The organism is Anaerocolumna cellulosilytica (assembly GCF_014218335.1).
In the GTDB taxonomy this organism is placed as follows: Bacteria; Bacillota; Clostridia; order Lachnospirales; family Lachnospiraceae; genus Anaerocolumna; species Anaerocolumna cellulosilytica.
Map to the genome: position 1 here is coordinate 1322612 of NZ_AP023367.1, position 19802 is coordinate 1342413.

Here is a 19802-nt window from a genome sequence, read left to right on the forward strand (position 1 = left end):
TGAGGAATTAATGCTGATTATAAGTATAGTAGGACTTATATTTGTTATACTCAACTATAAAGACAAACAAAAAAAATAGTCACCCCGCCCGCAAAGTAGTGTGACTATTTTTTAAACCATTATTTGCGACCAGTCACATGGAACTGGTTGTTTTATATTTCTTATATTATCACACACATTGATTGATGTCAAATAACTTAATATAGCCTAAAAGTGCCGGTTAAGAGTTCGTTTCTTATTGCCGGTTTTTTTATTGCAATTAGATAAAGATCAGGAGGGAACATGTATAATACTAAATTAATCTTAGCAGATGGAAGGGAAGTATATCCTGGTTATCTGGATAAGGAAAAAAGAGAGCAGATTAAAGGAGAGTTTGATGGATGTAGGGGGTATATGTGGTGTGGATGCCAAAGTCATGAAAGGCTTTTTTACAGAATATCAGAAGATTTGAAACTATACCCGGAGCATAATAAATACAAACATGATTCGTGCTGCAGCCGTTACCGAACGGAAGAAGGAGAGGAGGAAAGAAAGACTGGATATGTGGTAAATGATGAGGATGGGGCAGTTACGGCATATTTAACCTTTAACCCCAAGGAGTTCGATTTAGGTAAGAGTGAAGAAAAAGAAGAGGATAATCAGGATATTAGTGATACTGAGGCAGATGAAGCAGAGAATGAAGTAATCCTAGAGAAAAATCAGAATAATGAGCAAAAACAGGAGAAAAAAGAACCAAAGCTTTCGCTGGCATTGTTGGTCAGAAGTATTAATATGGACACATATACAGAAAGAATCCTGAATAATAAAAAGGTAGATTCAAAAGAGACTTTCTCTAAGCTTGTTTATCACCGCATGAAAAAAGCAATTGGAGAGCTTTCTATTGAGAAAGACGGTGTAAGGTTTCTCTATACATCATTGGCAGCAATAAAGAAATTTGAAGATAAGGGATTGACGAAATGCTATCTGTGTAATTATGGTCCAGATGGTAAGATTTTCAGAAACTTTATTTTCCCGGATACGTTAGAAAAGGCGCTGAAGAAGTTTAGAAAAACCTATGGTATAGAACCAAATGAAGACACCGTTATGGCCGGTTTTCAATATCTAAAGAAAACAAAATCCAAAATACAGTATAAGGTTTTAGGACGTATCCATTTATTTCAGGTTTCAAATATAGGGATATATTGCAACACCCTACTAGAAAAAGAAACATATGATGAACTGGTTGCAATAACAGAGTCCGATGAGAACATAACATTTTGGATACCGCCGGATGATAATAGTGTTGGTGGAATCGTACAGATCGAAGGTAAAGAGAAAAAACTCTTATTATTATTTCGATCAGAATGTGATGAGCACATTACCTTTAACATGGACTTATATGAGCCTTTTGTAATTGGAGAGAAAGAACCTTTCACAAGGGAACGTTTTTACAATGTTATTGAACAAATGGAATGAGAAATAGAAGAAATCAGATAAGATGAAAATAAAAAACCAGTCTAAGAGAATATCTTACACTGGTTTTTTATTCAATCTCGAACAAGTCATTGGGGGTACAATTAAGTGCCTTACAAAGCTTTTCAAGCAAATCAAAGTGAATGGAGATTGTTTGGTTATTAGAGAGCTTTGCAAGAGCTTGATAGGACATTCCTACTTCTTTTGCTAACCAATAGCGAGTTTTATTATTCTTACTTAATGTATCATCAATTTTAATACGCATAAAAGTCACCTCACATTTATTATATCAGACAATGATAAGGTTTACAATATACAATATAATTAAATAGGAATTTGAAATGTTACATCTATAAATTATGCAATTTATAGATTATACAATCTTGACATTGTATAATAACGGGTATAGAATGTTAATAAAATACTTGAAAGGGAGTAAAAGAAAATGAAAGCAATGATGAAATACCCCGGTAGTAAATGGAGTATTGCAAAGTGGATAATTGAGTTCTTTCCAGAACATCATAGCTATTTAGAACCCTTTTTCGGAAGTGGTGCAGTTTTTTTCAATAAGCCAAGAAGCAATATAGAGACAATCAATGACATGGACGATAACGTCATTAATTTATTTGAATGGATCCGTAAGGATCCGGAAAGACTGGCCAGAGAAATATATATGATTCCTTATGCCAGAAAAATTTATGATGAAGCATTTCGTACGGTGTCAAAAGATAGCTTTGACAAAGCAGTGAATTTTTACATAAGGCTTAATATGGGGCATGGCTTCCGAACAAATGGTGAAAAGGTGGGATGGAAAAATGATGTACAGGGAAGGGAGAGAGCCTATGCGTCTCAGGACTGGTGTACTCTACCAGAAAAGATTATTCTTGCAGCCGAAAGGTTAAGAGGGGTGCAAGTAGAAAATAGACCAGCAATAGATATTATAAATAGATTCAATCATCCCAAAGTGCTTATCTATCTTGATCCTCCTTATGTTTTAGGTACCAGACATGGAAAGCAATACAAGTATGAAATGGATGATGAAGCACAAGAGGAATTGCTAGATACCGTTATAAGACATAGGGGGAGCATTTTATTGAGTGGTATGATAATGAACTTTATAATAAGTATTTAAAAGGTTGGCACAGAGAAGAGACTATTTGCTATTCTCAAGTTAGCAGTAAAAAACGAGAAGTATTATGGATGAACTTTGAACCACAAAGGCAGATGACGTTATTTGGTTAACGGAATTTACAAGGAGGATTGGATTTGGGACAAACAGAAGTAAAAAGAAAGGCAATACCCAAAAAGACAAGGCTTAAAGTCTATGATAAATTTAATGGTCATTGTGCGTACTGTGGTTGTGAGATAGGATACAAGGATATGCAAGTAGACCATAAGGAATCTTTATACTGGTATGCAGGAGCAGATGAAATTGAAAATTATATGCCATCCTGCAGAGCATGTAATTTCTATAAAAGTACTATGACACTTGAAAGGTTCAGGGAGCAATTACAGAAGATTCCAGTGCGTTTAGAAAAAGATTTTATATACAGACTTGCTAAGAAGTATGGAATGGTTATGGAACAGGAAGTACCGATTCAGTTTTATTATGAAATGCTAGAATCTAAATAGGAAGGGAAGGGACAAGTATGAAACTCATGATAGAGGTTGATATCGACTTAGAAGAATCCGGACTGATTGAAAAAGAGGTAAAAGACAAGGATTTGCTTATAAATGGAGCTGATTTCCAAGGGATAGGATTGACTTTAAAGCAGGTCAGTTATGAACTGAAAGGTAACCAATTATTACATATAGGTTTATTAAATTGTTAAAGCCGTTCCTGTGATAAGAAACGGCTTTAAACTCCCCTTGCCATAATAATACAATATTGTGGAATGAATGTCAATAATAATTGGAAAAAAACTAAAAAAATGGAAATACATTTTATTTAGTTCTATTATGATCTGTGGCTAGAAAAGAAAAATAAACAACATATGGAAGGGATAATGCAATGCAGGAATCCAAAAATAAAATAATTAAATTGATGTTATGGGCAGTTGCAATGCTTTTAGTAATAGCAATTAGTATGATTATTACTACATTACAAAAATCTAAAAGCCAGGAAGAGAATGTAATTGTATATGACGGAAGTGAAGATAATCCATACATAGAGGGGGTACAATAATGCTATTTTATTTAACAACAAACTCCAATATAGACAAGCTAGATTGCCTTGAAGATGCTTATATATTAAACAAAGAAACAAAATGTGACTTGAATCAGGAAACATTCTTAAAGTACATAAAAAAAGATATCCGTAATCTGCAGGTGGATTACCTGATAATAGATATGTCTATATTTGAGCAGGAGGATATGGATATAAAAGGGTGTTTGGAATCGTATTTGCTTTTGAATCCCAAAAGCAAGGTAATATTGTTGCCGGCATTAATAGAAGATACCGGAGAATTGTTTGGAGCAATTGATCCTTTTGCTGGGGTTTATGTAGTAAAGGATATAGTTAATCCTGAGATTGAGGTATTAAATATACTAAACAACCTGGAACAGTTGCCAATAGAAGTGGATATTCCTGCAACAGAACCAGAGAAACTGGATGCAGAGTATGAAGACGTACCAGAGGAGGACATTGCCACACCCGATAATATTTTCTTAAAAGCTGCCAGTCCGATAAAGGTATCGGAAGGACAACCTTTAAAAAATGAGGTGAATGAGAAAGATAACCATAAAGAAAAGAAGGAAGATATAACTGCTTCACCAGAAATAATGAAGCTTGAAGATTACATAAAGACTAAAAAGAACCCGGCCAGTCGTAAATGGAATTGTGAAAATATTATGATTGGTTTCATTGGTACGGAAAGAAGAATGGGTACAACGACAGCCGCCTTTATGCTAGCTAATCTATTGCACTTTAATGGAGCTAAGGTGACTTATGCAGAAGTTAACAAACATAATCACCTTGATATACTTGCAGAACAATATGAGTTTGTTCCAGTAGAAGAACATTATGTTAAGAAAGCAATCACATACTTTAGGGACAGTAAATGCATTATACCAGGTACAAACTTTATTGTTCTTGACTTAGGCAGCATAAGTGAAAATGATGAAAAGATAATGAACTTAAAAGATACCATGGACAAGCTGATCCTAGTCTCAGGAAGCCGGCCCTATGACTTGAAATCGTTAAATAAGGCGCTGGAATTGATTCTAGATAAGAATCTACACCTTGCTTTTAATATGGCTCGAAACAAGGATATGAAAGCTCTGGAGAAGAATTATGCAGCGGAGGCAGATACAATTAGCTACCTACCGTATTGCTCTGATATTCTGTCTTGTGACAAAGTAATCTGGGAGAACATCGAAAAGATATATAAGGACTATTAAGAAATAAAAAATAAACACCAGGTCAAGTGGTGTTTATTTCCGTCAGAATAAATCTGAACAATATCAAACTGATAGATACTGTTATTATAGCATAAGTAATTAGATAGTAAATAGCTATCTATCAGTTTTTGTACACAAACTTACAAATTTTAGACTTTTGTTTTCAATAACTACTAAAACTGATAGGAGATTAAACATATGGCTATGAAAAAATTCAAAATGTTAAATTTAATTTGTGAGAGCTGCGCATTGAGTTCCAAAGAAAAGCTTGTGGCGCACTACTTTGTATATAAATCAAATAGAATTGGTGAATGTTATCCGGCGGTTGGTACTATTGCAAAACATTGTGGGGTTTCTGAACGTACTGTTCAAAGAGCTACCAAGAAGCTTCAGGAGCAAGACTATATAACAATTGAAAAGAGATATTTTAAAGGCAGACAATCATCCAATGAATATAAATTAAATACTCTGTTATTGGATGTTGAACAAGCAGAAAATCTACAGAAAGAAAGCATGGATACAAATGCTGATGCCAACAATACCATGGAAACGGTTTTTCTTGAAGAACTATTGATGCCTGTATTTACACTAGAAGCTTCATCAGACGATGAAGAAGAAATTCCAGTGCTAACAGAAGGTTGTTATTACATAGAAGAAGATAGTATGGAATATGATGAGTACATGGATATAGATTATGATGAGATTGGATTCTTAGACTATGTGTCTGATGAAGATTATGGTGAAGTTGATAATGTATGTTTGGCCATGGAGACTGGTGCTGTTATTATAGATCTTAAATATGTGGATTGGTTAAAACTATTAATGGTAATCAAAATGTATAAATGCAGAGCTAATTTTATGTTCGTTTACGCAGGTCGTCACGACGATCATGCAATTGAATTAAAGAAGAACCAATTTTACCAATTAAAACTAAAGTATTTGCATGTACTTTTTTATGCCCATTTTAGGGGTGACATGGTGACACCCAAATTATACAATAAATACATAGATATTGAAAAGAAAGTATAGTTATTATAATTATATAGTTAATTGTATAATTACTAAAAGTGTCTTTGAGAGAAACACATACAAGTCATATTTAGTTAAAGAGCTGGGTACACTGGATTAGTATATTTTGCGTTGCTTTTTATATATTTGGGTTATGTAAAAAAGAATTAAGAAACAGATTGACCTTTTTAGCAAAAGTGAGATTGATGTGGCTATTTGTTATTCCAGGGAAGACTTATTTGATTGTAAAATGAACAAAAATCTATTGATAAATATGGTGCTGCTATTTATTGCATTAAAGATGGTGTTCTCATAAAGGAAAATGAAATTATCCACATGTCGTAAAAAGTCGGATAGTACTGCTTGCTTTCTATCACTCGTTGTGGTAGTATTGTGATAGAAATGATAGAAGCAGATAGAAGGAGTGGTACTATGAATCTGTATGAAAGTGAAACTGTTGAATTGAAGGAAATTTATACACCAGATATAAAAAAAGAAATTGTAGCATTTGCAAATACAAACGGTGGAACTATCTATGTGGGTGTGCAGGATAACGGGGAAATTGTCGGTCTTACAAATGCTGATTTTGTGATGCAGCAGATATCGAATTCGTTAAGAGATAGTGTACGACCGGATGTTTCCATGTTTACAAAGATTGAGCTATTGCAAGAAGAAAATAAGTTTTTGATCAAACTAACGGTGAGCCAAGGCACAAAACGACCTTACTATCTATCTGATAAAGGGCTTAAGCCAACAGGGGTATATGTCAGAAGTGGAACAACATCGGCGCCAGCATCTGAGGATGCTATCCGTATGATGATAAAGATGACAGATGGTGATTCGTTTGAAAATAATCGTTCGCTCATACAAGAATTGACTTTTACTAGTTTAAATCAAGAGATGGAAAGAAGAAATTTAGAATTTTCGGAAGTACAGATGAAAAACTTAGGAATTCTTTCTGCTGATGATATTTATACAAACATGGGTTTGCTGGTTTCAGATCAGTGTCAGCATTCCATCAAATTTGCTGTTTTTCAAGGTTTAGATAAGTTGGTGTTTAAAGATCGGAAGGAGCTGACCGGCTCCCTATTTGCTCAACTGACAGACGCTTATAAAACCATAGATTTTTATAATGGTACAAAAGCGACTTTTCATGATTTACTGCGTGCGGATGAAAGAGATTACCCGGAGGATTCCGTTCGTGAAGCATTGCTGAATGCCATCGTCCACAGAGATTATTCATTCAGCGGCAGTACAATTATCAATCTGTATTCTGACCGTTTGGAGATTATCTCCTTAGGCGGATTGGTTACAGGATTGTCATTGGAGGCAGTTATGCTGGGTGCGTCACAAACTAGAAATGAAAAGCTGGCAAGTTTATTTTATCGAATGAAGCTGATTGAGGCATACGGCACAGGAATTAGTAAGATAATCAGCTGCTATAAAGGTTTGCCCGTGCAACCCAAGTTTGAAAATGTGGAAGGTGCATTTCGAGTGGTTTTGCCTAATACGCATTCACATGAGATAAGTGTGGAAGATGAAAAGTATTTACCGATACTCAGATTGTTTGAAAAGCAGAATGAAATAACTCGTAGTGATGTTGAAGAAGCCCTTGGGATTGGAACAACGTATGCGATTAATATGCTCAAAGAAATGTTGGATAAGGAGCTTATCAAAAAAGTTGGTAGTGGTAAGCTGACGAGGTATGTGGTGAAATAAACGAATTCTAATTAAGTTATAAATAGAGGTATTGGAATGAAATTAATATATGTTTGGATTGAAGAATTTAGAAATATCTCCAGGTAAGGTTTTTGCTTAGACCGCAAATATAAGATTTATTTATCAAAAAATATATGCGAGCAAACAAAAGAGGCATTCTACAGGAGTTGCAAACCTCCCGACTCGCCATCCTCTATCCCGATCAAGGGATGCAACTCAATATGTAGCGCCCATCAGTATGAATTGAAACTGAAGGGTGCTTTTTCTATTTTCCGAATCAACTATTATTGTACCGGTCAAGCTTTTTGGTAACAAGCCGGCTGGACGGGAATTTCAAAATACTATGCGCAAGTTTTTCTTGATTTTTTATCAGAACATGATAAAATAAATAAGTAAACTTATTTATTTAAAAAAGGGTGAAAACATGAGCTTTGGAACATACTTTAGAGAATTGAGAAGATCCAAGAAAATCACACAGAAACAGATTGCTGGTGCAATTGAAAAGACGCCGATGTTAATAAGTGGTATCGAAACAAATAAAAATGGACCATTTTCAGATGAAGATTTAAAGAAAATAGCGGGCTGTATGAACTTAACTGAAGATGAGTATAAGGATTTGCTTATACAAGCATCTAATGCAAGAGGAAAGTTGCCGCCGCATATAGCAGACTATATTGCCTGTCATAAAGAGGCTTATAGTCTGCTGGAAGTCTTGGTTCAAAAAAAAATGGGAGAGACTTCGTTAAGAAAAATAAAGGTATACGCGGAGGAAATGGAATAATTATGTTAAAAACAGTAGACTTATTTGCTGGAGCAGGTGGCTTGAGCTACGGATTTGAGTTAACTAATCAATTCCTAATAGTTGCAGCAGCAGAAAATAACAAGAATGCAAGTAAAACATATGTAGAAAATCATAAGGGATGCGGGGATATTATTATGATTCCTGATGTGCGAGGATACAATTTTAAGGATCTAGCAGAGAAAATTGGAGAGATAGATGTAGTTATTGGGGGCCCGCCATGCCAAGGATTCTCTAATGCGAACAGACAAAAAAATCATATTATTAGTATGAATAATTCACTGGTAAAAGAATATTTTAGAGCAATAAAGGAAATAGAACCTAGAGCATTTGTTATGGAAAACGTCAGTATGCTTTCATCTGACACACATCGTTTTTATGATTCATATTGTGACCATGAAGTTATTGAAGCACTTGGAATAAAAAAGAGAGATGATGACTTGGTAATATCTGAAGGAGATTATGATGAAGTTAATCTGATGGATATTTTTGATAATGGTAATGAAGATAAATATAGAATTAATGATGAATTATTTCAATTACTGAATGTTTTATATAAAAATAGAAGCAATGAAGATAGACTTCCAAAATACATTAAAAAGAACGGGCAGACAATAGTAAGGAAAATAGAACAATGTTTACATGAAGATTTATTTAAATTTGATATTCTGATAAATACTGCAAAATATATTCACTTACCAGAATTACACCAATATTTTGAAGAACTGGGCTTATTTATTAAATTTCAGAAGAGCTTTCGACTTAGAGATGAATTAATAGATAATGAAATCATATATAAGTTTCAAAGGAATCCAAATACAGGAGCGATAACTGCAACTGTTAAATCATATGCGGTTATTGATTATATAAACAAAATTCTTGGAGATGATTATGTAATTAATAGTGGTGAGATAAATTCTCTTTGGTTTGGTGTTCCCCAGGAGAGAAAGAGGTACATAGTACTGGGAGTAAAATCTGATGAGTTGAAGGCTGAGAAGATAGAGATGCCAAAAGACAGGCATTTGCCAGTTGTAAACGTAGGACAGGCAATTATGGATTTAGCGGTATATAAAGTAACAGATGATGTAGGAGAAATTAATGAAATACCTTACATCGGGCAGGAAAATTTATCGAAATATGCGGTATTAATGAGACAGGATTCTACGGGTGTCAATAATCACATTGTGCCAAAAACGAGAGAAAAGGCCAAGAAAAGATTTGAGGCTCTAAATGAGGGAGAAAACTTCCATAAGTTGTCTGAAGATATGAAAGATAATTACGCTGACCCAGCAAGGACACAAAACAGTATATACCTGAAACTTGATAGTTTGAAGCCAAGTGGAACAGTTATTAATGTGAGAAAATCTATGTGGATTCATCCAACACTTAATAGGGCAATCAGTGTAAGGGAAGCAGCGAGACTGCAATCCTTTCCAGATAGTTTTATATTTAAAGGGACAAAAGATTCTCAATATCAACAGGTTGGAAATGCTGTACCTATTTTGATGGCAAAAGGAATTGCAGAAGAGATATTAAAATATTTGTAAATGTGAGGCGTAGAGAATATAATCTACGCCTATTATTTTGCAAATAATTTTAAAATAACATATCAGACTAGAAAATACTAATGACTCAAATGTGATTGTACTGAATAATTTATGTGGTATAATTATAGTATTTTAAAAATAATTTTAAAATAATTGACACGTATATAAAAAAAGGGTATTCTATAATTAGATAATATAATTCAAATAGTAATAGGAGTAATCATATGAAAAAAGAGTCTAAGCGCGAAAATTTCGTAAGAATTGCGGAGGCTAGGACAAATAAAATTATTAATATGATCCAGCTTCTAGGGAATTGTTCTAATCAGAGTTTATATGAATATTCTCAGAAAGATATCACAAAGATTTTTAATGCAATCCAGGCAGAGTTAGATGAGGCGAAAAAAAGATATAGCAAGCAGGACAGCCAAAAGGGTAGCAAATTTACTTTAGAGTAGAATTACAGGAGGGAGTACTATGGATTGGACATTTCCGATAAATAATGGTGGTCAATTTCATGGAATTGGAGATTCGGGGATTGACCTTTTTAAAGGCGATCCTATCAAAGGATTAACGCGTGAAATCTGTCAGAATTCTATAGATGCCAGAGTTAATGATAAAATGGCTGTTAGAGTAGAGTTTAAATCGTTTGAGGTGGATGCAGGAAAATTGCCTCAAAGGCACCATTTTTTAGAATACTATAAGCAGGCATACAAGTTCTGTAATGAGCAGAAATTTGCAAAAGCGACAAAATATTTTGAAAGAACTATTCCCATTCTGGAGAAACCTAAGATTCAAATGCTGAGAATTAGTGATTTTAATACATCTGGATTGATTGGAGCTGAAGTTGCTGCGACAAATTTCACATCACCATGGTTCCGACTGGTTAGATCAGTTGGATCTTCTGATAAGACAGAAGGTTCAATCGGCGCATTTGGAAGTGGAAAACAGGCTTGTTTCAGTTGCTCGGATATACAAACCGTATTTTACAGTACGCTAGATAAGCATGGTGTAGCAGCTCATCAGGGTGTTTCTAAACTGATTTGCTTTATGGATTCTAAAGGTAATCTTCATTCTGATGTTGGATATTATAGTAAAGAAAATTCTATGCCGATTGATGAGCAGTTTGATATAGACGAAGAATTTAAACGAAATGAACCAGGCACAGATGTTTATGTCACATCTTTTAAGTCTTCCAATATGGATTGGAAAAAAGAATTGATAGTTGCAGTGCTTGACGGCTTCTTCTACGCTGTCAAAGAAGGACACTTAATTGTTGAGATTGATGATATTCTTATTGATAGTGCTCATATTTCAGATCTTATTACAACATATAAAGATGATGTGAGTGATAAGACCTATGATTATTACCATATATTAACTGACCCTGACTGTGTGAAAAGAAATTTTTCGTATATTGAAGAAAATGATGTGGAAATTAGAATGCTTATGAAGCAGGATTTACATAGAAGAATAGCGATTATTCGATTTCCAGGAATGAAGGTGTTTGATAAAGGAAATATTTCTGCAACAGTACCATTTGCTGGTGTGTGTATTATAAAGGGAAAGAAAATAAGTAAGCTCTTAGGCGGACTGGAAAATATTCAGCATAATGCGTGGGAATTATCTAGGTATAGAGATGAACCTGAAATACAGGTAGATGCTGAATCAAAAATGAAAAAGATTTATGGTGATATTAAGAAGCTATTTAATGAATTAAAAGGTCAGGATACAGAAGGTGAGATTGATCCAGAAATAGGAGATTGTATACCTGATCCTATGTCTGAGAAAGAAGAAACACAGGAAACAATTAATGATGAAGTGTCAGTTATAATTGATAAAAAGAGCAACTTGGTAAAGCCCTCGGGAGACATTGAAATCTCAGATGACGATGGTTTAGTTGAGATGGATGATGATGGATCTGATGGAGGTACTAGAGGAGGTTTAGGAATACATATTGGTACGGGACATATTACACCAGACCCAGGTCCGGGCTCAGGTTCTGGGTCAAAACCTGGTAATACATCAGATCCAAATCCACCTACGGAGGAGTCAAAAGCAAAGATAAAGGCAAAAAAGATACCAGCATCTATTCGTTACACCGTAGAAGATATTGGAGCTGGCAAGTATGAAATATATATTACGCCTAAAGTAGATATTGAAGAAGGGCAGGTTTTAATATTTATGGCTGCTGAGACAGATAAATATAAGGCTGATATCAGAAGTGCTGAAGCGGATGGAATTAATCTAAAAATTACAGAAAATGCAATTAAGGGTATTGCACTTGCAAAAAATGTAAAAACAACTCTTCAAGTAGAATTTGATTACAGTGATATCTGTTCATTGGAGGTGGCAGTATATGGACATTAGATACAGATTATATCCATACCCAGTATTGGCATATTTCAATGATGATTATGTAGATAGTAAATTTGATGTTTCGGCACAATGTGGAAATAGAGGGTATGATGTTGAAATAATTGTTAATGTTGAGTTGGTTAATGAAAAACTCAATGAGATGATAAAACAGGGTAAAGCGGTATTGCTTTATCATCTTGAATGTGCGCAGTCTGGATATAGAGATATACATAAAACGGATAAGCTTAGCGATAAGATTGTTTTGAAAGATTCAAAACTTAACGGAGAATTACATTTCTGCCCATATATTCTTGCTAATGAAACATTAAATGATTATTCTAATGTAAAGTTTAACCCAGATTATTCAAAGCCAGTCAAGAAAATTGAAAAAGGGTGTATCCTTGCCGTTGGAAGACAGTTTAACTGGGATATATCTAAAAAGAAGTCTGATTTGTTGAAATCGGCATCTCCCTTTCGGATTATAAAGAATATGGATAAGAGCGTGTCTGAGATGGTTGTAGAATATGAATCTAATCACAATATAATTATAAAACTATGTGAAAAAGATATTGCAATATATAAGTCTATGAAAGACGACCCGGGTGTCAGAGATATCTTAAATTCAGCAATTGTTGTGCCGGCACTCATGTATGTATTAGAAAAGCTTGCGGCAACCGATGAGGATACCATGGAAGCGGAATTTGGCTGTCAAGCATGGTACATATCAATCAAACAGACGCTGGAAAAAAGTTTTAAAATACCACTTTCTTCTTTGAAAGATGAAAATATTTTTTCGTTGGCACAAAGAATGCTGCGTACTCCAATTAATAATGCATTAGAGCAGTTGTCTGTGGTAGGTGCAAAGGATGATGGTGAGGAGGAAGAGACTTGAAAATTCAAATTATTGGAACAGAGAAACTGATTTTTTTGAAAGATAAGGCATGTATAGAAGGATGCCTTAATAAATATCAGAATTACTCTTCGAATGATTGGCTTGAAGATATATGTGATGGCTCTCCTTTCGTTGATACTAAATTTCAAAATATAAATGATTTTACGCTGGATATGTCAGCTGATATTTCAAAAGCTTTTGAGACTGAATTTGAAAATGTAAAGAGAGTGTATAGCAAATTGAAATTTTTGACCGACTCTATGGCCTCAGATGAGAGACTATGGGCTGGATTGTGTTTAGGTCATTTCTTTGAATATGTCAGATACAGATGGGATGTTAGTAGCGTATCAGGTGTTTTGCAACATTTTTATTTTGATGGTCCTAAAAGAAGAGCGCTCACTCGAAATGCGATTTCGCGTTTGTGGTGGATTGGTCGTCTAACATATGATGAGAATAGAGCGAACAAATGGGAACTTACCGAATTTGTTTGTAGTTACTCTGATTATATAATGCATTTTATTGAAAGAAATACATCCAATAATCTGCACGTAATGCGTCCGTTTTTAGAGGCTATGATTGAGGCACGAAAAGGTGGTTATGCGCTTAACACTGATGATGCTGGAAAGCTCGCAAAATATCTTAATCTTTTAGGTGGCATGTACGTGCTTGATTTTATGCCTGAAGAGTGGATTAAAGAGAAAATAAGAAATAAGATTACTATGATGATTAAACAGTCAGTTACTGAAATAAAAGATGAAGAAGTTAATCAGATAGTTGAAGAGGGGAAGATAGTTACTAGAAACAGTAAGATTGTTATTGAGAACTTGAAAACTCGTCAAAAAATACTGATTATGGCAAAGAAAAATAAATTAATTACAAAACCAGTAAATCTTAGTGGGCTTGTAATGGGGGATAAGATCTATATTGGAAAAGAAAGTTTTATCATAAAAGATATCCGGTAGAATAGGATGGTGAAGGTGTATGAAAAGTAGAAATGAAATAAAATGGAGTAGAGATGAAACAATACTTGCATTTGATTTATATTGTCGTACATCATTTGGAAAAATTGGTCAATTAAATCCGGATATAATAAAGTTTTTTGTATTTTGGTTTCCAATGCTGTAATACATGCTGAGATGGATGAGAGAACCAGAGGATGGTTTATGAGTTATACCACAAGCAGATATGTCTTCCAGATAAATTCTTACCAGGAAAAAAATTTATTGAATACCATAATGATGTGATATACTAGTGGTGATAATGTGGATAATCTAACTCCTCAGCAACGACAAAAGAATATGAAACATATAAAAGCTAAAGATTCGGCAATCGAGATCAGTGGTTAATCTAAAGGGAGTATGTAGGTGTGTTTTGGCGGCCGGTTGGAGTGAAATGTGTTTATGGTTACTGTGGTGGGGAAGAGAAATCAAATTATTTTATGGTGGTAGATAATTTATGAATATTGAGATGAAATATTTTAATGTATATTACTATTGTAATGTTGTCAGTAATATAATTCAATATCAGACGGAAGAGTTTATAGTGAATTTATCGGAGTTTTCTCATTCGTATATAGAATCTATGCCGAAAAATTATCAAAAAGAATCAATACTGCTTCTTTTTTGTCAATGGGCAGCTGGAAATATTATGGAAGAGGATATGTTTGATGACATAAAGAGATTGAATCAACAAATTGAAAAATTAAATAGTCAAAGAAATGAAAATATATATGATAATTCGGATATAGATAATCTGAATAATTTTTTTAATCTGGAAGATGAAAATAAAAAATATCATGGTTTGTTAAAAAAACACGAACAGTTTAAGAAACAGAACATTGTTAGAGCTATATGGTCAGAAGGGGAAGAATATACTCTTCAAATAGATAAAGCACTCAAGTTTTACTTTGACCATGAACCGCAATTTACTGAGTGGTTATTGGATAGCGATGAAGAGCTGATAGAAGATATTTTATATGAATATTTGGGAGAATTAAAATTAACGGGTTGGTATGAAGCTGTAATGGAGAAGATAGCTCATGAGATGTTTTATATACTATTTCTGAACAGAGAGTTTTTATTGAAGTTTAATGAGTATATAGCTCGTACTCATGACAATGAATACTCCCATGTATATGCTCCTAAATGGGTAGAGAGGGCAGTGTTTCATCGAGATAGAGGCAAGTGTACTTTTTGTAGCAGAGATTTAACTTCGGTATATAGTGTGATGGAGGAACGGGGGCTGCATTATGATCATATCGTTTCTTTAGAACAAGGTGGCATAAATGATGTGTCAAATTTACAATTGTTATGTGATAAATGTAATTTAAGTAAAAGTACAGGTGTGAGAACTAGTAATATATATCAAAATTGGTTTGATATATCGGATGATTAATAGTAAAATGTGTTTCAGCCTATAGATAATAAATATATAATGGTGACCAACTTTGAATAGGAATGAAAAATTAATAGATATTATTGATATTAGAGTATTAATAAGAGAATTCAAGAGTGGAAAAAAGTGGAGTGAGTGTAAAAAACAGAATAATTCACACATCTATAAAATATTAAACAATTATAAGGGGTAATTGATTCCTTTTGCTATGTAGTATAAAAATTGTATATCACCGCACGTTGAGGAGATCATAATGTTGAGATTAAGATATGTTTATAGTGAGTTGAATTATTGAATTATTGAATTATATCTGATATTGTTGGAATTTTATGTAGTAAAAATAATGATGGTCGAAATAGATTAAATAATATATGGATATAAATAAAAGCTTCTTCGGTATTTGAAGAAGCTTTTTTATGCACAGTACATCGTATCATAAGTTGGAAATAAAGTCTAGTAATATTTTTGATACGCAGTACAATGAAATTACCGGTTTAAAAGTATCCTAATTCAAGGAGGTAATTAATGTATTCAAATGTATCAGCATGGTATGAAAAAAAGGAACATATTGATGAAATGAAGAGCTGGGACAAGGGTAAACTAAAAATTTGGGAGCGCCAAGTTACTGATGATTTCCTTTCTGGAGCAAAAATACTAGATATAGGCAGTGGTATGGGAAGGGAAGCATTTGCACTATATCATCAAGGATTTGAAGTGGATGGGCTGGATGTATCGATGGGATGGCATTGTATTATATTGCTTAAGCAGGGAGAGGTGAATGTAAAATGAAAAAAGATAGTTCAACGGAGTGTTGGAATAAAGTAGAGATGGAAGAATATATCATGACAGCACAGAATAATGATTTTCGTATGCATTATATTATGCCATATACTTTGAAAGCAATTGGAGATGTAAAGGCTAAGTATATTTTAGATTTAGGATGTGGAGAGGGAGGATATTCAAGAGCACTTGCTGATATGGGAGCAGTTGTTACAGCCGTTGATTGTTCAGAAGCTTTGTTAGATTATGTTGCTGATAGAGCTATGAAAGAGGGAGCCGATATAAAGACGTTGAGGCGGAATTCAAATGAGCTAACTGTTATTCAAGATGATGTGTTTGACATTGTTTTATGCTCTATGATGTTAATGGATGTGGAAGACCTCGACGGAACATTAAAAGAAATCCATAGGGTTATAAAGCAGAATGGAAGGGTCTTTATTTCCATTCTCCATCCGTGCTTTAAACCCAAAGAAAGTAAATGGATATTAGAGGAAGATGGAATTAAGGTAGCTGTCATGGATTATTTTAATCCGACAGAATGGATTGATATTATTAATGGAGTAAATACACCCCTTATATATAGACACAGAACACTTTCCAATTATATTAAGGCATTTAACGAAAATGATTTTATTTTGGCTGACATGAATGAACCTATTCCTACCATGGAGCAGTTGAGCTGTTCTTCAAGAATTGAATGGCTTTGTAAAATCCCTATGTATTTGTTTATGGAACTTAAAAAGAAAGGATGTGAGTGAGATAAATATTATGATAACTTTACGGAAAATTACACTGGATAATCGGAGGGAATTGTTTCGGCTGGAAGTTACAAAAGAACAGCAACGATATGTGGCATCAAATTTATCAAGTGTTGCATCCTGTTATGTTTTAACAACGAATGGTAGTTGTCCGATGCCTTTTGCTATTTATGCTGACGAACAAATGGTGGGTTTTGTTATGATTGTTTATGGAAATACAGGATATGATCAGCCAGATATGGCGAAGGATAATTATTGTATATTGAGGCTGATGATAGGAAAACAATATCAGAATCGTGGGTATGGACGTAAAGCAATGGTAAAAATTCTGGAATACATATACACATTTCCGGCAGGAACAGCAAAGTATTGCTGGATACCATATGAGACTGATAATGTAGTGGCTAAAAAATTATATGAAAGCTTTGGCTTTGGTGATAACGGTGAAGTTTATAATAATGAACCAATAACAGTTTTAGAATTGTAAGTAGTAATGCTGTTAATATAATGAATTTTTGAGACTAGCAGAATGAGCGTTGAGACGTGCTGTCTGCTCTATAAAGTGAAGTAAATTTACTAGGTAAGCATGGTCTAATCTGGCTGTTGACAAAGAAACCCGAATTATTTACATTATTGATAAAACAGGAAAAATCATAATGGAAACATTTTATAAGACAAAACAAGGTGATAGGTAGATGAGTCAAGATAATATGTGTAGTATCTATGCTGAAATGCATCTGGTTTTTGATAACGATTTTGATGTTAATGAAATAACTCGTGTTTTAGGGATAGAGCCCACAGCATGTAAATGCCGTTGGGAAACAAAAAAAGTCCATTAACGAACAAACAAATTGAAGGTTTTTGGACCTTAAAAAGCAGAGAAATGGATGAATGGGACTTGAAAGTGATTTTAGATGATTTAAGGTCTATGTTTTCTGACAAAATATCAGAAATAAAAAGTATTTGCGATCAACATGATGGTAGTGTGATTTTTGATATCGTTCCTTCATTCTCTACTGACTCTAAACCCGCTCTATATTTTGACAATGATTTTTTGGACATTGTTCACTATTTAAATGCGACTATTCAAATTGATATGTATGTAGAATAAGAGTATACCAATCATGGCATCTCGCCGCTACTTCTTTCAGGAGCGGTGGGATGCCTATGTTGTTAAAACAAGAAAGTAAGCTCCTCTTAACCAGCAATGAATTTGTAATCCCATAGGGAAAAAGAAAAGGGGGATATTTAATATTATTTCTAACTTTAAGTATAATAAGAGATAGACCTAACGAGAGGAGAATAATGACGGTAAGAAATAAATTATACTATTTAATAGAACATTATTTATTAGGAGACTATGATACAGAAACATTCTGTGAAGAATTTACTGATTCAATTAATCTAGAACTTGATGATACAGTAAATAATTTCAAATTACGGTTGTTTAAGGAATTATCAGAGATAACTTGTAGGTTCTCACCGTATGAAGAAGAACTTAAATTAGGTAATGTATATTTTAATGAAAATCAAGTAAGGTCAAAAGTAATTGAGATTAATGCCAAATTATCTGAACATAAATAATTTCGGCATTGTATAAAGGAAGTTTAAATGAAGAATATATCATATTATGCAGTTCTTAATTACGATAATGATGGAATAAGTATTTCTTTTCCAGATTTTCAAGGTTGTTTATCCTGTGCATGGACGATAGAAGAGGCTCTTGTGATGGCAAAAGAAGCATTAGAATTATACGTTGAGGATGTTCAAATAAATAAAGTACCAAAGGCATCCTTATCTGAATCTATTCTCTTACGTGAAAAAGATAAACTTTCTCTGATAACTATTGATATTTAAGTAAACGGATCAAAGTAAGAAAAGCCGATGTTAAAGAAAACAGGATATGAATCGGAGGATCAAAATTTTGAGTTTACCTAAGGTAAGGTATGGAGATGTTTTTCAGTTAGAGCTTACGAATGGATATGGTTATATACAATCTGTCAAAGAGGCTCAAAGGGCGGAGTGCGAGATTGTACGAGTTCTTTCTGGGGTATACTGTGAATCTGATGTTAGTAAGCTCACTAATATAGTAAGTAGTAAAGAAGCATTCTTTGCACAGATACCTGTAAAGTATGCCTTAAAACAAAATATATTAAAACCTATGGGGAATTACCCTGTGCCTTCTGGCTCAGAAGCACCTAGATTTTATAGAACAGAACATACAATAGGTACTGAATTTGTTTGTTGGCATATTGTGGATTCAGTATCTTTACAGAGGCGGTCCGCTAAGGAACTGTCTGCAGAAGAAAAAAAATTATCTGAGTGGGATATAGTTTCTATACCAGTCTTAGTAGAAAAGCTTGAAACAGGGTGGGTTCCAGAAATGTGGATATAGAGCCCTAAATGCGAAAATGAGAGAGCTATTTTAAGAGTAATATAAAGACCAGGAAAAGAAGGTGACCTTTTGTGTTAGTAATTGATTATAACAATCTAGTCAAAAATCATATTGAGATAATTAAATATGCAATAGAATATGGGGAGCTTTTTCCGTAATGACGAATCTTAAAAAGCCATATTCAAAAATTTCACCAATTTTCGAACATGATGAGGTTATGAAAAATTTTGAACCATTTATAATAAATAAAACGATTGGGTTGAGACAATGGCCAGGAACTATAAAAGCATCTATCGACAACCAC

25 protein-coding genes are annotated in these 19802 nt (G+C 33.8%); 24 read left to right on the forward strand and 1 reads right to left on the reverse strand.

Features of this window, described 5'->3' with window-relative positions; all coding sequences use genetic code 11:
- Positions 1–282: 282 nt before the first annotated feature.
- Entirely contained in the window at positions 283–1455 is a 1173-nt protein-coding gene (locus tag acsn021_RS05750; RefSeq protein WP_184090930.1) for a hypothetical protein, read from the forward strand.
- 67 nt (positions 1456–1522) lie between these two features.
- Here acsn021_RS05750 and acsn021_RS05755 read toward each other — a convergent pair whose 3' ends face one another.
- Positions 1523–1717, reverse strand: a complete 195-nt coding sequence (locus tag acsn021_RS05755; protein ID WP_184090932.1) for a helix-turn-helix domain-containing protein — start codon at positions 1715–1717, stop codon at positions 1523–1525.
- 180 nt (positions 1718–1897) lie between these two features.
- Between acsn021_RS05755 and acsn021_RS05760 the strand changes: the two genes are divergently transcribed.
- The 23 genes from acsn021_RS05760 to acsn021_RS05865 all read left to right on the forward strand — a co-directional run bounded on the left by acsn021_RS05760 (position 1898) and on the right by acsn021_RS05865 (position 19498).
- The gene (locus tag acsn021_RS05760) at positions 1898–2584 is read left to right on the forward strand and encodes a DNA adenine methylase (RefSeq protein ID WP_243167772.1); all 687 of its coding nucleotides are present in this window, start codon (positions 1898–1900) and stop codon (positions 2582–2584) included.
- Positions 2585–2718: 134 nt separating this feature from the next.
- On the forward strand, positions 2719–3084 hold the full coding sequence (locus acsn021_RS05765) for an HNH endonuclease (RefSeq protein ID WP_184090934.1): 366 nt from the start codon (positions 2719–2721) through the stop codon (positions 3082–3084).
- 17 nt (positions 3085–3101) lie between these two features.
- On the forward strand, positions 3102–3284 hold the full coding sequence (locus acsn021_RS05770) for a hypothetical protein (protein WP_184090936.1): 183 nt from the start codon (positions 3102–3104) through the stop codon (positions 3282–3284).
- Between the two features lie 179 nt (positions 3285–3463).
- A complete protein-coding gene (locus acsn021_RS05775; RefSeq protein ID WP_184090938.1) occupies positions 3464–3637 on the forward strand; it encodes a hypothetical protein in 174 nt (57 codons plus the stop codon).
- Positions 3637–4851 carry a hypothetical protein gene (locus tag acsn021_RS05780; RefSeq protein WP_184090940.1) on the forward strand — a complete coding sequence of 405 codons (1215 nt, stop codon included), beginning with the start codon at positions 3637–3639 and terminating at the stop codon, positions 4849–4851. The genes acsn021_RS05775 and acsn021_RS05780 overlap by 1 nt, the downstream gene beginning before the upstream one ends.
- A gap of 198 nt (positions 4852–5049) precedes the next feature.
- Entirely contained in the window at positions 5050–5880 is an 831-nt protein-coding gene (locus tag acsn021_RS05785) for a helix-turn-helix domain-containing protein (RefSeq protein ID WP_184090942.1), read from the forward strand.
- A gap of 381 nt (positions 5881–6261) precedes the next feature.
- Positions 6262–7578 (forward strand): RNA-binding domain-containing protein, encoded by a 1317-nt coding sequence (locus acsn021_RS05790; protein WP_330601727.1) that lies wholly within the window; start codon positions 6262–6264, stop codon positions 7576–7578.
- A 424-nt stretch (positions 7579–8002) separates the two neighbouring features.
- Positions 8003–8359, forward strand: coding sequence for a helix-turn-helix domain-containing protein (locus acsn021_RS05795; RefSeq protein ID WP_184090944.1), 357 nt, complete (start codon positions 8003–8005; stop codon positions 8357–8359).
- Between the two features lie 2 nt (positions 8360–8361).
- Positions 8362–9924 (forward strand): DNA cytosine methyltransferase, encoded by a 1563-nt coding sequence (locus acsn021_RS05800; protein WP_184090946.1) that lies wholly within the window; start codon positions 8362–8364, stop codon positions 9922–9924.
- A gap of 224 nt (positions 9925–10148) precedes the next feature.
- The gene (locus acsn021_RS05805; RefSeq protein WP_184090948.1) at positions 10149–10379 is read left to right on the forward strand and encodes a hypothetical protein; all 231 of its coding nucleotides are present in this window, start codon (positions 10149–10151) and stop codon (positions 10377–10379) included.
- Between the two features lie 19 nt (positions 10380–10398).
- The gene (locus tag acsn021_RS05810; RefSeq protein ID WP_184090950.1) at positions 10399–12291 is read left to right on the forward strand and encodes a hypothetical protein; all 1893 of its coding nucleotides are present in this window, start codon (positions 10399–10401) and stop codon (positions 12289–12291) included.
- Entirely contained in the window at positions 12281–13171 is an 891-nt protein-coding gene (locus acsn021_RS05815) for a hypothetical protein (protein ID WP_184090952.1), read from the forward strand. The genes acsn021_RS05810 and acsn021_RS05815 overlap by 11 nt, the downstream gene beginning before the upstream one ends.
- Complete coding sequence (locus acsn021_RS05820; RefSeq protein ID WP_184090953.1) at positions 13168–14133, forward strand: DUF6339 family protein; 966 nt, start codon at positions 13168–13170, stop codon at positions 14131–14133. Before acsn021_RS05815 ends, acsn021_RS05820 begins: the two co-directional genes overlap by 4 nt.
- A gap of 19 nt (positions 14134–14152) precedes the next feature.
- On the forward strand, positions 14153–14296 hold the full coding sequence (locus tag acsn021_RS05825) for a hypothetical protein (RefSeq protein WP_184090954.1): 144 nt from the start codon (positions 14153–14155) through the stop codon (positions 14294–14296).
- A 330-nt stretch (positions 14297–14626) separates the two neighbouring features.
- Positions 14627–15565 carry an HNH endonuclease gene (locus acsn021_RS05830; protein WP_184090955.1) on the forward strand — a complete coding sequence of 313 codons (939 nt, stop codon included), beginning with the start codon at positions 14627–14629 and terminating at the stop codon, positions 15563–15565.
- Positions 15566–16090: 525 nt separating this feature from the next.
- Positions 16091–16354, forward strand: coding sequence for a methyltransferase domain-containing protein (locus acsn021_RS05835; RefSeq protein ID WP_184090956.1), 264 nt, complete (start codon positions 16091–16093; stop codon positions 16352–16354).
- Positions 16351–17103: a class I SAM-dependent methyltransferase gene (locus tag acsn021_RS05840; protein ID WP_184090957.1), complete on the forward strand. Its 753-nt coding sequence runs from the start codon at positions 16351–16353 to the stop codon at positions 17101–17103. The genes acsn021_RS05835 and acsn021_RS05840 overlap by 4 nt, the downstream gene beginning before the upstream one ends.
- 10 nt (positions 17104–17113) lie before the next feature.
- Positions 17114–17590 carry a GNAT family N-acetyltransferase gene (locus tag acsn021_RS05845; RefSeq protein ID WP_184090958.1) on the forward strand — a complete coding sequence of 159 codons (477 nt, stop codon included), beginning with the start codon at positions 17114–17116 and terminating at the stop codon, positions 17588–17590.
- A 208-nt stretch (positions 17591–17798) separates the two neighbouring features.
- Positions 17799–17942, forward strand: coding sequence for a DUF4279 domain-containing protein (locus acsn021_RS22815; protein ID WP_243167773.1), 144 nt, complete (start codon positions 17799–17801; stop codon positions 17940–17942).
- A complete protein-coding gene (locus acsn021_RS05850) occupies positions 17918–18214 on the forward strand; it encodes a DUF4279 domain-containing protein (protein ID WP_243167774.1) in 297 nt (98 codons plus the stop codon). The genes acsn021_RS22815 and acsn021_RS05850 overlap by 25 nt, the downstream gene beginning before the upstream one ends.
- 194 nt (positions 18215–18408) lie before the next feature.
- The gene (locus acsn021_RS05855; protein WP_184090959.1) at positions 18409–18687 is read left to right on the forward strand and encodes a hypothetical protein; all 279 of its coding nucleotides are present in this window, start codon (positions 18409–18411) and stop codon (positions 18685–18687) included.
- A gap of 27 nt (positions 18688–18714) precedes the next feature.
- Positions 18715–18960, forward strand: coding sequence for a type II toxin-antitoxin system HicB family antitoxin (locus acsn021_RS05860; RefSeq protein WP_184090961.1), 246 nt, complete (start codon positions 18715–18717; stop codon positions 18958–18960).
- Positions 18961–19027: 67 nt separating this feature from the next.
- Positions 19028–19498 carry a hypothetical protein gene (locus acsn021_RS05865; protein ID WP_184090963.1) on the forward strand — a complete coding sequence of 157 codons (471 nt, stop codon included), beginning with the start codon at positions 19028–19030 and terminating at the stop codon, positions 19496–19498.
- The last annotated feature ends 304 nt before the right edge of the window (positions 19499–19802 follow it).